The sequence below is a fragment of the Streptacidiphilus sp. MAP12-20 genome (assembly GCF_041262525.1).
GTDB lineage: Bacteria > Actinomycetota > Actinomycetes > Streptomycetales > Streptomycetaceae > Streptacidiphilus.
The window spans coordinates 286,929-301,336 of record NZ_JBGCCK010000003.1 but is presented as its reverse complement, the minus strand read 5'-3'; the positions used below and the strand labels follow the sequence as shown (position 1 = coordinate 301,336).

Sequence of the window (14,408 nt, the reverse complement as noted above, 5' to 3'; positions counted from 1 at the left end):
GACTTCACGCCCTACCGGCTCCTGAGTTCGGCCTTCAGGACCTTGCCGAGGGCGTTCCTCGGCAGGTCCGGCACGAACACCACCTCGCGCGGCACCTTGTAGTTCGCCATCTCCCTGCGGCACCAGGCGATCAGCTCCTCCGCCGCGTCGTCCGCCGGTGTCGCCCGGGGGACGACGAAGGCGCGGCCGACCTCGCCGAGGCGGGGGTCGGGGACGCCGATCACCGCGGAGTCCGCGACCAGCGGGTGGCGGGCCAGGACGCGTTCGATCTCCGCCGGGTAGGCGTTGAAGCCGCCCACGGTGTACATGTCCTTGAGCCGGTCGGTGATCCGCAGGTTGCCGTCCGCGTCCAGGACGCCCACGTCGCCCGTGCGGAGCCAGCCGTCGTCCGTGAAGGTGTCCGTTGTCGCCGCCGGGTCCTCGAAGTACTCGCGCATCACCGTGTAGCCGCGGACCTGGACCTCGCCCGGCATGCCCGGGGGCTGGTCCTTGCCGTCCGCGTCGCGCACCCGTACCTCGACCCCGGGGATGGCCCGGCCCGACGTCGCCGCCACCGTGTCGGGCTCGTCGCCCCGGCGGCACATGGTGACCATGCCGCAGGACTCCGTCAGGCCGTAGGCCGTCAGGACCGTGGCGAAGCCCAGCTCGTCGCGGACGCGGTGGACCAGTTCCAGCGGGACCACCGCCGCGCCGGTGACGGCCAGCCGCAGTGAGGAGAGGTCGTGCTGGTCCCGGGACGGGTGGTCCAGCAGTGATTGGTAGACCGTCGGGGCGCCGGGCAGCACGGTGACGCGTTCCGTGGAGATCTTGGCCAGCACCGCCTCGGGGTCGAAGACCGGCTGCGGCAGGATCGTCGCGCCGCGCATCAGCGCGGCGAGGATGCCCGCCTTCCAGCCGAAGGTGTGGGTGAAGGGGTTGATCACCAGGTAGCGGTCCCCCTCCGCGAGGCCCGCCAGGTCGGCCCAGGTGCCGAAGGCGCGCAGGGTCTGTGCGTGCGTGGTGACCGCGCCCTTCGGCAGGCCGGTCGTGCCGGAGGTGAACATGATGTCCGCCGGGTCCTCCGGCCGCACGGCCGCGATCCGGTCCAGCACCGCGCGCTCCGGCACGTCCGCGCCCGCCGCGAGGAAGCCGCGCCAGGACAGCAGCCCCTCCGCCACCGCCTCGGTCTCGCCCAGCACTACCGTCGCCCGCAGCTCCGGCAGCGGGCCGGCGGCCTTGAGGGCGGAGATGTAGCTGACGCCGAGGAAGTTCGCCGTGACGAAGAGCAGTGAAGCCCGGGTCCTGCGCAGCAGCTCCGCCGCCTCGCCGCCCTTGAGCCGGGTGTTCAGCGGTACCAGCACCGCACCCGCGCTCACCGCGCCGAGCGCGGCCACCACGTAGTCCGGCGCGTTCGGCGCCCAGATCCCGACGCGGTCGCCGGGCCGGACGCCCGCCGCCATCACGCCCGCCGCGGCGCGCCGCACCCGCTGCGCGAGCTGCTCGTAGCTGATCCGGGTGCGCGGGCCGACCACCGCCTCGCGGTCCGCGAAGCGTGCGCCCGCCTCTTGGACCAGCTTGGCGATCGTGCCCCACTCCAGGTCTGCCCGCATCTCCCCGACCCTTCCGACGGCCCGACCTCGCATATGACTGAGTGTCAGATTAGGCTGGCCCCAGCCTTCCCGGAAGGGCCCGTGGCGCATATTCTGACGGCACGTCAGATAATCTTGGCCGCCTGCTCGCACGCCCCGGCCTCGGATGGGGAGACGCCATGCTCAAGGACCGCACGGCCATCGTCGGCATCGGCCAGACCCGCTTCGCCAAGCACCTGGAGGAATCGGAGAAGGCCCTCGCCTGCCGCGCCGTCCTGGCCGCCCTCGACGACGCCGGTATCGAGCCGCGCGAGGTCGACGCCCTCGCCTCCTTCACCATGGAGGAGACCGACGAGGTGGAGCTGGCCAAGGCGATCGGCGCGGGCGACATCACCTTCTTCTCCCGGACCGGCTTCGGCGGCGGCGGCTCCTGCGCGACGGTGGCGCATCTGGCGATGGCTGTGGCGAGCGGGCAGGCGAGCGTCGGCGTCGCCTGGCGCAGCCGCAAGCGCGGGAGCGGCAAGCGGCCGTGGACCAACACCGCGCAGCAGCTGCCGACCCCGGCCCAGTGGACCCGCCCGTTCGGCCTGCTGCGCCCGGCGGACGAGATCGGCATGCTGGCCCGCCGCTACATGCACGAGCACGGCGCCACCCGCGACCACCTCTTCAACGTCGCCCTCGCCTGCCGCAACCGGGCCAACCAGAACCCGGACGCGATCATGTACGACCGGCCGCTGACCCGCGAGATGTACATGGACGCGCGCTGGATCAGCGAGCCGCTCTGCCTCTACGACAACTGTCTGGAGACGGACGGCGCGCTCGCCTGCGTCGTGGTCAGCGCCGAGCGCGCCCGCGACTGCCGCCGCAAACCCGTCTACCTCCATTCCGTCGCCCAGGGTCTGCCGTCCCAGCACCACGGGATGGTCAACTACTGGAACGACGACCCGCTGACCGGCCCCTCCTGGGCCGCCGCGCGCCAGCTGTGGAAGACCGCGGACTTCGGACCGGAGGACGTGGACGTCGCGCAGATCTACGACGCCTTCACCCCGCTGATCCCGCTCTCGCTGGAGGGCTACGGCTTCTGCGGGCGCGGCGAGGGCGCGGCCTTCACCGAGGGCGGCGCGCTGGAGCTGGGCGGCCGCCTGCCCGTCAACACCGGCGGCGGCGGGCTCTCCGAGGGCTACGTACACGGCTTCAACCTGATCAACGAGGGCGTCAAGCAGCTGCGCGGCGCCTCCACCGCGCAGGTGCCGGACGCCGCGACCTGCCTGGTCACCGCAGGCGAGGGCGTACCCACCTCGGCCCTGCTGCTGCGCGCCTGACCCCGGCACCCGAAGCCCGGCACCCGAAGCCCGAGGAGGCAATGCCGATGGACACCATGACCGCGGACGGACTGCTGCTGCCGTGGCCCGACGACGACGGCGAACCCTTCTGGGAGTACACCCGCCGCGGCGAACTGCGCGTCCAGGCCTGCGCGGACTGCGGCCGGCTGCGCTTCCCGCCCCGCCCCTGCTGCCCGCACTGCGGCAGCTTCGCCGACGAGTGGCGGCAGATGTCTGGACGCGGGCGGCTCTGGTCCTTCGTGGTGGCCCACCCGCCGCTGCTGCCCGCGTACGCGGAGCGCGCGCCCTATCCGGTCGCCGTGGTGGAACTGGACGAGGACCCGAAGATCCGCCTGGTCGGCACGCTGACGGCCTCCCCCCGGCGGCCGAACGCGCCGTGGAACGCGGTGCCGCCGCAGCGGCTGCGGATCGGGGCGCCGGTCCAGGCGGTCTTCCAGGCACTGACCCCGGACGTCACCGTCGTCCGCTGGGCTCTGTGCAGTGGCTGACTGCGGCACTGGCTGACCGAGTCGGTGGCTGACCGAGCCGGTGACTGGCCGGCGCAGACCGGAACAGGTCAACCGGGGGCCACGGGAACCCTCGTCCATCCGGGTGAAGCCACTGCGGTGCATTCTGGGCGAGAACAGTGCGTTTCCTCGTGGTGAACTTGGCTCCCCGCGGCCCACCTGTCTGCTTCCATCGAATAAAGTGCAACGTCGTCCGTGCCCTTGTCCCCCGCGCGGTCGAACCGGCCGGATTCAGGACCAGCAGGAGCCACAGTGACCAAGCCCGCCACTCTGCCCGAGGACTGGGCGCAGACCCCGGTCACCGTCGTCATGCCGACGTACAACGAGATCGGCAGTCTCGAAGCGACGGTCGACCAGGTGATGGCCCTGGATCTGCCCGGTCTTCACCTCAAGATCGTCGACGACAGCAGCCCCGACGGCACCGGCGAACTCGCCGAGAAGCTGGCGCTGGCCCACCTGCTCGACGGTAAGCCGCGGATCAGCGTGCTGCACCGCAAGGGCAAGGAAGGCCTGGGCAAGGCCTACGCCGCCGGCATGTCGCTGGCCGTGGAGGAGGGCGCCCGCTACGTCATCCAGATGGACGCCGACGGCAGCCACCCGGCCGGGGCGATCCCGCAGATGCTGGGCACCGCGCTGGCGACCGGCGCCGGCCTCGTCGTCGGCAGCCGCTACGTCCCCGGCGGCGAGCTGGCGGAGGAGTGGGGCTGGCACCGCCGCCTCCTCTCCCGCTGGGCCAACGCCTACGCGGGCATGATCCTCTCGACGCGGGTGCGCGACATCACCGCGGGCTTCAACCTGTGGAGCGCGGAGACGCTGCGCGCGGTCAACCTCGACTCCCTCGAGAGCGCCGGCTACAGCTTCCAGGTCGAGCTCAAGTTCCGGGCCGTGCACGCCGGGTTCAGCGCGATGGAGGTCCCGATCCGCTTCGAGGAGCGGCGCGCGGGCGAGTCCAAGATGAGCTTCGCGGTCCAGCTGGAGTCGGCGGTCGTGCCGTGGCGACTGCGGCTGCGGGCGCGCTCACGCCAGGGGTGACCCTGCACAGCGCGCCCTGAGGCGCGCGTCGGGCTCGCTAGAGTGGCTGCATGACCTGGCTTGTCACCGGTGGTGCCGGCTACATCGGAGCTCACGTCGTCCGCGCGATGGTGGCGTCCGGCCACGACGTGGTCGTTCTCGACGACCTCAGTACGGGCGACGCCGCCCGCCTGCCCGCGGGCGTGCCGCTGATCACCGGCTCGACGCTGGAGCGACCCCTGCTGGACGCGACGCTGCGCGAGCACGCCGTGACCGGCGTGCTGCACATCGCGGCGAAGAAGCAGGTCGGCGAGTCGGTGCAGGAGCCGCTCCGGTACTACCGGGAGAACGTCGAGGGCCTGCGCGTGGTCCTCGAGGCGGCGGCGGAGGCCGGCGTCCGAAGCTTCCTGTTCTCCTCCTCGGCGGCGGTCTACGGCATGCCGGACGTGGAGCTGGTCACCGAGGACACCCCGTGCGAGCCGATGAGCCCGTACGGGGAGACGAAGCTGGTCGGCGAGTGGCTGGTCCGGGCGGTCGGCCGGGCTCACGGCATCGGCACGGTGTCGCTCCGTTACTTCAACGTCGCGGGCGCGGCGACGGCCGAGCTGGGCGACCCCGGCGTCTTCAACCTGATCCCGATGGTCTTCGAGCGCCTGGACGCGGGAGAGCCGCCGCGCATCTTCGGCGACGACTACCCGACACCGGACGGCACCTGCGTGCGCGACTACATCCATGTCGCGGACGTGGCGGAAGCGCATGTCGCCGCGGTGCGGCGGTTGACGGACGCGGCGGACGGTTCGACGGACCTGGTCCTGAACATCGGCCGCGGCGAGGGCGTCTCCGTCCGCGAAATCCTGGACGCCATCAGCGAGGTCACCGGCCTGGACGCGACGGGCGTGGTCACGCCCCGCCGAGCGGGCGACCCGGCCCGGGTGGTCGCCTCGGCCGACCGCATCGCCCGCGAACTGGGCTGGAAGGCCCGCTTCGACGTCTCCGACATGATCACCTCCGCCTGGTCCGCGTGGCGCTCCCGCAGGTAGTTGCACCCTCCAGGGGCGCGGGGCCCTGCTTGATCAACTGCGTGCGCGAGAAACCACCCTGTGCGGATGGCCCTGCGCGTTCGGCCTACCAGCTCCGTGGGTGGCTTGTCGCGCAGTTCCTCGCGCCCCCAGGTAGTGCAACTGCCCGTAGGCGCGAGAGCGCTCAGTCGCGGTTGGTGGCCGTGCCCCGCGCGGCGTCGAGGGCGTAGACGCAGTGGTCCTTGCTGCAGGCGAAGACGCGGCCGTCAGCCGCCACCGGGGAGCCGGTGATCTCGCCGCCGGTGTCCAGCTTCCAGCGGAGTCGGCCTGTCGCCAGGTCGAGCGTGTGCAGGGAGTGGTCGCGGCTGCCGACGTGGACGAGGCCGCCCGCCGACGCGGGGACGCCGGTCAGCTCGCCACGGGTGGTGTAGCGCCAGCGTTCCGAGCCACCGCGCACGCCGAAGGCGAAGACCGTGTCGCCGCTGCTGACCAGCACCGTGTCCGCGGCCAGCACCACCGGGTCCGCGCCCTGGCGGCCGCCCGTCCGCGCGTGCCAGCGCACCGCGCCCGTGGCGGGGTCGAGCGCGAAGACCGTGCCGAGGTAGTCGGCGACGAAGACGCCGTCGTCACTCACCGCCGGCGGGGTGAACAGCACGACCGGCGCGTCGAAGCGCCACCGCTCGACGCCTGTCGCCTCGTCCAGCGCGAGGACCCGTGTGCCGTTGCAGACATACAGCACACCCCGGTGCGGCACCGGACGTGACGGAACGTCCTCACCCAGCGGGACCGTCCACTGGAGCTGCCCGGTCGTCAACTCGACCGAGCGGAGCCGACCGCCGCCGTAGTAGTAGACCGTGTCGCCGATCACGCACGGCCCGGAGGCCGCGTTCTCGTAGTCCTGCTGAGCGTCCTTCGCCTGCCACATCTCGCTGCCGTCGATCGCGGAGCGCACCTGCACTCCGCCGCCACGGGTCCCCGCGACGACCGCGCCGCCCGCAGCGTCCAGGGCGTAGACCCAGGCGTCGACCGAGACGCGCCAGCGCTCGGCGCCGTCGGTCGCCTGGAGCGTGAACAGGTTCGGGCCGTCGGCGGCGTGCACCCGACCGTCCGCGACGGCCAGTGCCCAGGCGACGTCGCCGGTACGGAACCGACGCCGACCGCTGGCGATGTCGAGGGCGTGGACCTCGAAGCTGGTGACGTAGAGGACGCCGTCCGCGACCAGGGGCGAGCCCCAGACGTCGTGCGACATCCGGAACCGCCACGGCCGCCACGGCGCCTCCGGGCTCGTCGCCGGCGAGGGCACCACCAGCTGAGCAACGGGCTGGGCAGCCGGCTGAGCGACTGGCGGTGCAATAGGCGGCGCAATCGGCGCCATGGACGCGACCGGCGCCGCGTGCGCGCCGCGGCGGACCCAGCCGGTCGTCGGCGGGGTCACCGGCTCGGCCGGCCGGCCGACCGGAACCCGCACCCCGGGCCCGATCGGCGCGTCGACGCCGGGCAGCCGCACCATCGCCGGCGAGGCCGTCCGCGCCTCCTCCTGCCGCACGACCGGCGGAGCCGACGGCGGGGGCGGCGGGGTGCGGCGGCCGCGCTTCGCGTCGATCAGGGCGAGCGCCGACGGCGGCAGCCACTCGCCGGAGTCGCTCTCGCCTCCGTCGCCGGATGCGTAGAGGTGGGGGCCGAGCTCCGCCGCGATCTGGGCGGGCGAGGGCCGGCGCTCGGGCGCGGGCCGCATGCAGGCCTTGACCAGCGGTGCCAGCTCCTCCGGCAGGCCGGAGAGGTCCGGGTTCTCACGCAGCAGCATGAAGACCGTCTCGACCGGGTTCGCCCCGTGGTAGGGCGCGTGGCCCGTCGCCGAGTAGACCAGCAGCGAGCCGAGCGAGAAGACGTCCGAGGCGCCCTTCACGCCGCGGCTGTCCCGCGCCTGCTCGGGCGACATGTAGGCCGGGGTGCCCACGGCCACGTTCGTCATGGTCAGGCGGGTGTGCGAGACGCCCGCCGCGATGCCGAAGTCGATCACGCGCGGGCCGTCCTCGGTGACCAGCACGTTCGACGGCTTCAGGTCCCGGTGCACCAGACCCGCCGCATGGATCGACTGCAGCGCCTCCGCGATCCCGGCGACCAGCCAGCGCACCGTGCCGACCGGCAGCGGGCCGCAGTCGGTGACCAGGTCCTCCAGCGAGGGCGCCGGGATGTAGGCGGTGGCCAGCCACGGCACCGCCGCGTCCGCGTCCGCGTCGACCACGGCGGCCGTGTAGAAGCCGCTCACCGTCCGCGCCGCCGCGATCTCGCGGGCGAAGCGCACCCGGAACAGCTGGTCCTCGGCCAGCTCCGCCCGCACCGTCTTGATCGCGACCCGGCGCCCCGCCGCGGAGCGCGCCAGGTAGACCAAGCCCATCCCGCCCGCGCCGAGCCGGCCCAGCACCTCGAAGGGCCCGATCCGCCTGGGATCGTGCGCCGTCAGCTGGTCCACGTCCTCAGCACCTCCCCGTTGGGTCACAAACGCCCCCCGCAGGGAGGCGCAGCTCTGATTGTCCATGCCGGAGCACCCCACAGGCCAACGCATCGCGCGGGACATCAGCCACAACCCGGCAACGAAACCGCGCCGGTCTCTCCACATGTCCGCCGCACGTCCGCCGCACCTTCGTCGCCGGTCGACTTCGGCGACGCGCAGCAGAATGCGCGGGAATCCCCCCGACTCGAGCTGACGCGTCCTAAATTGTGAGCAGAGCATCCCCCACTGACACCTCGTACCTGACACCCGGCGACCTCCGAGGAGCCGTGATGAGCGACAGTGCCCAGGCCCTTCGCACGCTGCTGACGGAGCTGCTCGGTGCGGAGCCGCCGTTCCGCGTCCGCACCTGGGACAACGCGGAGGCGGGCCCGCCCGAGGCGCCCGTCCTGGCGCTGGCCAACCGCCGCGCCCTGCGCCACCTGCTCTGGGCCCCGAACGAGCTGGGCCTGGCCCGTGCCTACGTCTCCGGCGACATCGCACTGCCCGGCGAGACTGCGTTGTCCGGCGAGACTGCGCTGCCCGGCGAGACCGCGCTGTTCGGCAGAGATGGCACCCCGGACGACGACGCCGAGTTCTACGAGCTGCTGCGTCGCCTCGGCCGGCTCTCCGAGGCCCGCCCCGAGCTCTCGCTGCGCCCGAGCCCACGGACGCTGGTCGGGCCGCAGGGACGCCGCCTGGTCGGCACCGCCGCCCGGCTGGGCGTGTTCGGCCCGCGCCCGCCGATCCCGCCGGAGGAGGCGCGCCGCCCGCGCGGCTCGGTGCACACGCTGCGCCGCGACCGGGCGGCGATCAGTCACCACTACGACGTGGGCAACGACTTCTACCGGCTGGTACTCGGCCCCTCCCTCGTCTACTCCTGCGCCTACTGGCCCCCGGGGACGACGACGCTGGAGGCCGCGCAGGAGGCCAAGCTGGACCTGGTCTGCCGCAAGCTGGGCCTGCACCTGCTCGGCGAGGGGGCCAGGCTGCTCGACGTGGGCTGCGGCTGGGGCTCGCTGCTGCTGCACGCCGCCCGCCACTACGGCGTCACCGGCGTCGGGATCACCCTCTCCACCGAGCAGGCGCGCGGCGCGCGCGAGCGGATCGCCGAGGCCGGGCTGACGGACCGGCTGACGGTCCGGGTGCAGGACTACCGCGAGGTCGATGACGGCCCGTTCGACGCGATCTCCAGCATCGGGATGGCCGAGCACGTGGGCTCGGCCCAGTACCGCCGCTACGCCGCCACCCTGCGTGAGCTGCTGCGTCCCGGCGGACGGCTGCTCAACCATCAGATCGCCCGCCGCCCGGACATGCCCGGCGAGCGCTACCGGCTCAGCCCCTTCATCGCGGCGTACGTCTTTCCCGACGGCGAGCTCGCCCCGCTGGGCAGCACCGTCACCCTGTTGGAGGAGGCCGGCTTCGAGGTCCGCGACGTGGAGTCGCTGCGCGAACACTACGCGCTGACGCTGCGGCGCTGGGTGGCCAATCTGCAGGAGGAGTGGACCCAGGCGGTGAAGCTGGTGGGCCTGGGCAGGGCCCGGGTCTGGCGGCTCTACATGGCCGCTTCGGCGCTGGCCTTCGAGGAGAACAGGATCGGCGTGAACCAGGTCCTGGCCGTCAGAACCGGCCCGGACGGCGGCAGTGGACTGCCGCTCAGCCGCGGGGCCTGGCTGGAGGGGCCGACGGCGACCTGAAACAGGGCGCAGCAGAGGGCCTGTCAGCCTGACGGAGCATTCACATTTCCCGCCGAATAGCGCCCCGATCATGCCACGGTAAACTGACGGCATGACAGGACAAGTTCGCACCGTCGATGGGCGTGTCGCCGGGCGGCGCGGGCAGGCGACGCGGCAGAAGCTGCTCGACTGCCTCCGCGAAATGCTCGGCACGTCGCCCTACCGGGACGTCAAGGTCATCGACGTCGCCCGGATGGCGGGTACCTCCCCCGCAACCTTCTACCAGTACTTCCCCGACGTCGAGGGCGCTGTCCTCGAGATCGCGGATGACATGGCCAAGGACGGCGCCGGTCTCAAGGACCTCGTCGCCGACAAGTCGTGGGTCGGCAAAGCCGGCTACCAGACGGCAGAGGAGCTGGTCGACGGCTTCCTCTCGTTCTGGCGCGACAACGAGGCCATCCTCCGTGTCGTGACGCTGGGCGCGGCGGAAGGGGACAAGCGGTTCTTCAAGATCCGCATGAAGATCCTCAACGCCGTGACCAACTCACTCACGGACTCCCTGAAGGCCATGCAGGCCTCTGGCAAGGCGGACAAGTCGGTCAGCGCACCGGCCATCGCCGGCTCCCTGGTGGCCATGCTGGCCGCCGTCGCGGAGCACCAGAAGGGCTTCGACTCCTGGGGCGTCAAGGCCAAGGAACTCGGACCCAACCTGGCCCTGCTGGTCTACCTCGGCATGACCGGCAAGAAGCCGCCGAAGTAGCCTCCGGCTTCAGCTTCACCCCCACTTACGGAGCCGCGGGCCCGGTCGCCTGTCCGCCGGCCTGAACGCGGGCTGTGCCTCGGGGGAGGTACGCCCAGCGCCTCCGCGCTCCGTCCCGCCAGGGCGGCATCCGTCTCATGACCCGACGGGTGTCGCCCTCCTTTTGTTGCACTATCTGGGGGCGCGAGGCTCTGCTTGATCAACTGCGTGCGCGAGAAACCACCGTGTGCGGATGGCCCTGCGCGTTGAGGACCATCCGAACAGGGTGGCTTGTCGCGCACGCAGTTGATCAAGCAGAGCCTCGCGCCCCCAGGTGTTGCCACTAACTCCTCGGTTCCAGTCTGAAGATCCGGATCTCCCGGTCCACCCGGGCCTGGTACGTCGCGTACGGGGGCCACATCCGCAGGAGCGCGGCCCACGCGTCCGCCCGTTCCTCGCCCGACAGCAGACGCCCGCGCATGCTCCGGACCTTGCCGCGGTGGTCCACGGTCGCCTCCGCGTCGGCGAGCAGGTTGCCCGTCCAGGCCGGGTGGGAGGTGCGGCCGAAGTTGCTGCCGATGACCAGGAAGGCCTCCCCCTGCGGCAGGCAGGCCAGCGGGGTGGTCCGCGGTTCGCCGCTCTTGCGGCCCGTCGTCGTCAGGAACAGCGACGGCAGCATCCACTGACTCAGCATGAACTTCCCGCCGCTGAGACGATGCACCGCCTTGTCCAGCCGGGGCACGATCCTCGGTGCGATCTTCGCGAAGGTCGGCGTCGACGAGACCTTCTGCATCACGCTCTCCATGACCTTCATCGCTTCTCCTCCACGCCCGCCGTCACCGATCCGGTCAGCACGCCCGCCAGCTCCGCCGCCTTCGCGCGCAGCAGATGCGGGGGGCCGAAGAGCAGTTCGTCCGCCGCCGCGCGCTTGAAGTACAGGTGGGCGTCGTGTTCCCAGGTGATCGCGATGCCGCCGTGCAGCTGGATCGCCTCCGCTGCCGCCGACCGCTGGGCGGTGAGCGCGTGGGCCAGTGCCAGCAGCGCCGGGACGGGCTGGTCGGGGTCCACCGTGGCCGACCAGGCGGCGTAGAGCGTCGCGGAACGGGCCGTCTCCACCGCCACGTAGACGTCGGCCAGCCGGTGCTTGACCGCCTGGAAGGACCCGATCGCCCGGCCGAACTGTTGCCTGACCTGCACGTACTCCACCGTTCGTGCCAGCGTCTGCGCCGCCGCGCCGACCGCCTCCGCCGCGAGGGCGACCGCGGCTCCCCGGCCCAGCCTGGCCAGCGCGGGGCCGGCGTCCAGCGTCGGGTCGCCGAGGGGGCGCGCGAGCACGTCCCGCAGTTCGACGCGACCGACGCTGCGGGTCTGGTCGATGCCCGCGCTGCGCTCGCGGTGCACCCCGGGGGCTGCGCCGTCGAGGACGAGGAGCACCGTGCGGCTGCGCGGGAAGCCGCCCGCGTGCGCGGCCGCGACCAGCAGGTCGGCGCGGGCGCCGTCCAGCGCGTACTCGGCCTCGCCGTAGAGGGACCAGAGCCCGTCCGCGGCGGGCTTGGCCTGGATCCCTCCGGCGCGGCCGCCACCCGCGGGGACGTCGCCCGGCGGGAGGCCGGGGTCCGCGGCGGGCACCAACCCGAGTGCGACGGCGGGGGTACCGGGCAGGACCAGGGCGGCGGTGCGCGCACCGGAGGCGAGCGGGGGCAGCAGTTCCTCGCGCTGTGCCGCGCTGCCGCAGGCGGTGATCGCCCCGGCCGCCAGTACCGAGCTGGCCAGCAGCGGCGAGGGCAGCAGCACACGCCCGGCCTCCTGGCAGGCGAGCGCCAGCTCGACCGGACCGAGTCCGGTGCCGCCGTGGCACTCGGGCAGGGAGAGCCCGGCCAGTCCGAGCTGCTCGGCGAGGCGTCGCCACAGCTCAGGGTCGTAGCCGGCGGCCGAGGCCGCCGCTGCCCGGACCTCGTCCGGTCCCGCCTGCTTGGCGAGCGCGTCGCGCAGCGCGCGGGCGATCTCGTCCTGTTCCTGGGTGAGCGCGGGATCCATGCCGCCTCCTGGCCTTCGCACGGTGCAGTGGCTTCGCAACAGCTGACGGTTCGTCATACTAGGAGGCGGCGGAGACGACGCACAGGGGCGCGCGGGGCAAATCTGATGTACCGTCAGATTTATGACTGCTGCTGGTACTCCGGGTTCCGACACGGTCGGCCGTCTGCGTCACCCGGTCCCCGACGACGCGTCGCGCCGCCGCCGGGTGGCCGTCGTCGGCGTCGCGCTCAGCGACTGCGGACGGGTGGACGAGGCGACGCCGTTCCAGCTCCACGCGCAGGCCGCGCGCCGCGCGCTCGCCGACTCGGGGCTGTCCAAGGACGTCATCGACGGCGTCGCCTCGGCGGGGCTCGGCATCCTCGCACCGGTGGAGGTCTCGGAGTACCTGGGCCTGCGGCCCACCTGGACGGACTCGACCTCCGTCGGCGGCTCCACCTGGGAGGTCATGGCCGCGCACGCGGTCGACGCGATCGCAGCCGGCCATGCCAACGCGGTGCTGCTGGTCTACGGCTCCACCGCTCGCGCCGACCTCAAGGCGCGCCGCCGCACGGCGGGCATCGCCCTCGGCGCGCGCGGCCCGCTCCAGTTCGAGGCGCCCTACGGGCACACGCTGATCGCCAAGTACGCGATGGCGGCCCGCCGCCACATGAACGAGTACGGCACCACGCTGGAGCAGCTGGCCGGCGTCGCGGTCCAGGCGCGGGCGAATGCCGCGAGCAACCCGGACGCGATGTACCGCGAGCCGATCACCGTGGACGAGGTGCTGGCCGGCCCGATGATGGCCGACCCCTTCACCAAGCTGCACTGCTGCATCCGCTCGGACGGCGGCTGCGCGGTGCTGCTGGCGGCGGAGGACTATGTCCCGGACACGGCGCGGGACCCGGTCTGGGTGCTGGGCACGGGCGAATACCTGAGCCACAGCCTGATGTCGGAGTGGGAGGACTTCACCGTCTCCCCCGCCGCGACCTCAGGCCGGCTGGCCTACCAGCGGGCCGGGGTCACCCCTGCGGACATCGACATGGCCCAGCTCTACGACGCCTTCACCTACATGCCGCTGGTCGCCCTGGAGGACCTGGGCTTCTGCGCGAAGGGCGAGGGCGGCGCCTTCGTCGACGCCAAGGCGGGCCGCCTCCTCCGCGACGGCGAACTGCCGACCAACACGGACGGCGGCGGCCTCTCCGCCTGCCACCCCGGCATGCGCGGGCTCTTCCTGATCGTCGAGGCGGTCCGCCAGCTGCGCCGCGGCCACACGGCCGACCGTCAGGTCCCCGGCGAACCGGAGCTCGCACTGGTCAGCGGCACGGGCGGCTGGTTCTGCTCCTCGGGCACGCTGATCCTGGGGCGTTGATCCCGGGGCGCCGATCCTGGGCCGCTGACCGCCGCTCAGTCCTCCGGAGCGAGCAGGTAGACCTCGATCATCCGCACGGCCTCACGCAACAGCACCGGATCCCCCTCCGGATCCTCGCGGAAGGCGAGGCCCAGCAGGTACGAGCCTGTCTCGACCGCCAGCCAGGACCGGCGGCGGCGGCTCTCGTCATCCGGCACACCGTACTCGGCGACGAGCACGGCGTGGATCCGCTCGGCGATGAACCGGTTCGTCTCCCTCCCGGCCGGCCCCGCCACCCACGGACCCTCGAACCAGACCTTTCGGTATCCCGGCTCGGCGCGAAAGCGCTCCGCGTAGGCCGCCAGCAGCCGCTCGACGAGCTCGCGCGGTTTCGACGGCACGGGGGCCGAGGTCGCCTCGGCGACGATCGCGAGGTCGCGGTCGAGCCAGCCGCGGACCAAGGAATCGACGATCGCCTCCTTGTCCGGGAAGAAGCGGTACAGCACGCCGACCGAGACCCCCGCCTCCGCCGCGATCAGCTTGGTGCCCAACTCGTCGTAGGGCGTGGTCTCCAGCAGTCGCGCCGTCGTCGCCAGGATCCGGGCGTACTTCTCCCGGCTCCGCGCCTGCTGCGGCTCCCGAACCTCACCCGCCACCACGCCCACCGTCCTCTTGACAAAGAAGGAAACCT

General features: G+C 72.6%; 12 protein-coding genes. 7 read left to right on the top strand and 5 right to left on the bottom strand.

Translation table 11 applies throughout. From position 1 onward, the window contains the following. Window positions 1-11: 11 nt before the first annotated feature. Window positions 12-1,589: a FadD3 family acyl-CoA ligase gene (locus ABIA32_RS05800; RefSeq protein WP_370092747.1), complete on the bottom strand. Its 1,578-nt coding sequence runs from the start codon at window positions 1,587-1,589 to the stop codon at window positions 12-14. A 158-nt stretch (window positions 1,590-1,747) separates the two neighbouring features. Between ABIA32_RS05800 and ABIA32_RS05795 the strand changes: the two genes are divergently transcribed. The 4 genes from ABIA32_RS05795 to galE all read left to right on the top strand — a co-directional run bounded on the left by ABIA32_RS05795 (window position 1,748) and on the right by galE (window position 5,468). Continuing rightward, window positions 1,748-2,890, top strand: a complete 1,143-nt coding sequence (locus ABIA32_RS05795; protein WP_370092746.1) for a lipid-transfer protein — start codon at window positions 1,748-1,750, stop codon at window positions 2,888-2,890. Window positions 2,891-2,937: 47 nt separating this feature from the next. Continuing rightward, window positions 2,938-3,399, top strand: a complete 462-nt coding sequence (locus tag ABIA32_RS05790) for a Zn-ribbon domain-containing OB-fold protein (RefSeq protein WP_370092745.1) — start codon at window positions 2,938-2,940, stop codon at window positions 3,397-3,399. 270 nt (window positions 3,400-3,669) lie between these two features. Beyond that, a complete protein-coding gene (locus ABIA32_RS05785) occupies window positions 3,670-4,449 on the top strand; it encodes a polyprenol monophosphomannose synthase (RefSeq protein WP_370092744.1) in 780 nt (259 codons plus the stop codon). Window positions 4,450-4,499: 50 nt separating this feature from the next. Continuing rightward, window positions 4,500-5,468 carry a UDP-glucose 4-epimerase GalE gene (galE, locus tag ABIA32_RS05780; protein WP_370092743.1) on the top strand — a complete coding sequence of 323 codons (969 nt, stop codon included), beginning with the start codon at window positions 4,500-4,502 and terminating at the stop codon, window positions 5,466-5,468. Window positions 5,469-5,631: 163 nt separating this feature from the next. On the opposite strand, the gene ABIA32_RS05775 is transcribed toward galE, so the two are convergent. Further along, window positions 5,632-7,920 (bottom strand): serine/threonine-protein kinase, encoded by a 2,289-nt coding sequence (locus ABIA32_RS05775; protein WP_370092742.1) that lies wholly within the window; start codon window positions 7,918-7,920, stop codon window positions 5,632-5,634. Window positions 7,921-8,231: 311 nt separating this feature from the next. Here ABIA32_RS05775 and ABIA32_RS05770 point away from each other — a divergent pair, with 311 nt between their 5' ends. Then, complete coding sequence (locus tag ABIA32_RS05770; protein ID WP_370092741.1) at window positions 8,232-9,635, top strand: class I SAM-dependent methyltransferase; 1,404 nt, start codon at window positions 8,232-8,234, stop codon at window positions 9,633-9,635. Between the two features lie 91 nt (window positions 9,636-9,726). Continuing rightward, window positions 9,727-10,374, top strand: coding sequence for a TetR family transcriptional regulator (locus tag ABIA32_RS05765; protein WP_370092740.1), 648 nt, complete (start codon window positions 9,727-9,729; stop codon window positions 10,372-10,374). 322 nt (window positions 10,375-10,696) lie between these two features. Here ABIA32_RS05765 and ABIA32_RS05760 read toward each other — a convergent pair whose 3' ends face one another. Next, on the bottom strand, window positions 10,697-11,167 hold the full coding sequence (locus ABIA32_RS05760; protein WP_370092739.1) for a nitroreductase family deazaflavin-dependent oxidoreductase: 471 nt from the start codon (window positions 11,165-11,167) through the stop codon (window positions 10,697-10,699). Continuing rightward, window positions 11,164-12,390 carry an acyl-CoA dehydrogenase family protein gene (locus tag ABIA32_RS05755; RefSeq protein WP_370092737.1) on the bottom strand — a complete coding sequence of 409 codons (1,227 nt, stop codon included), beginning with the start codon at window positions 12,388-12,390 and terminating at the stop codon, window positions 11,164-11,166. Before ABIA32_RS05755 ends, ABIA32_RS05760 begins: the two co-directional genes overlap by 4 nt. 121 nt (window positions 12,391-12,511) lie before the next feature. Here ABIA32_RS05755 and ABIA32_RS05750 point away from each other — a divergent pair, with 121 nt between their 5' ends. Further along, on the top strand, window positions 12,512-13,738 hold the full coding sequence (locus ABIA32_RS05750; protein WP_370092736.1) for an acetyl-CoA acetyltransferase: 1,227 nt from the start codon (window positions 12,512-12,514) through the stop codon (window positions 13,736-13,738). A 35-nt stretch (window positions 13,739-13,773) separates the two neighbouring features. On the opposite strand, the gene ABIA32_RS05745 is transcribed toward ABIA32_RS05750, so the two are convergent. Then, entirely contained in the window at window positions 13,774-14,373 is a 600-nt protein-coding gene (locus ABIA32_RS05745; protein WP_370092734.1) for a TetR/AcrR family transcriptional regulator, read from the bottom strand. Window positions 14,374-14,408: the final 35 nt, after the last annotated feature.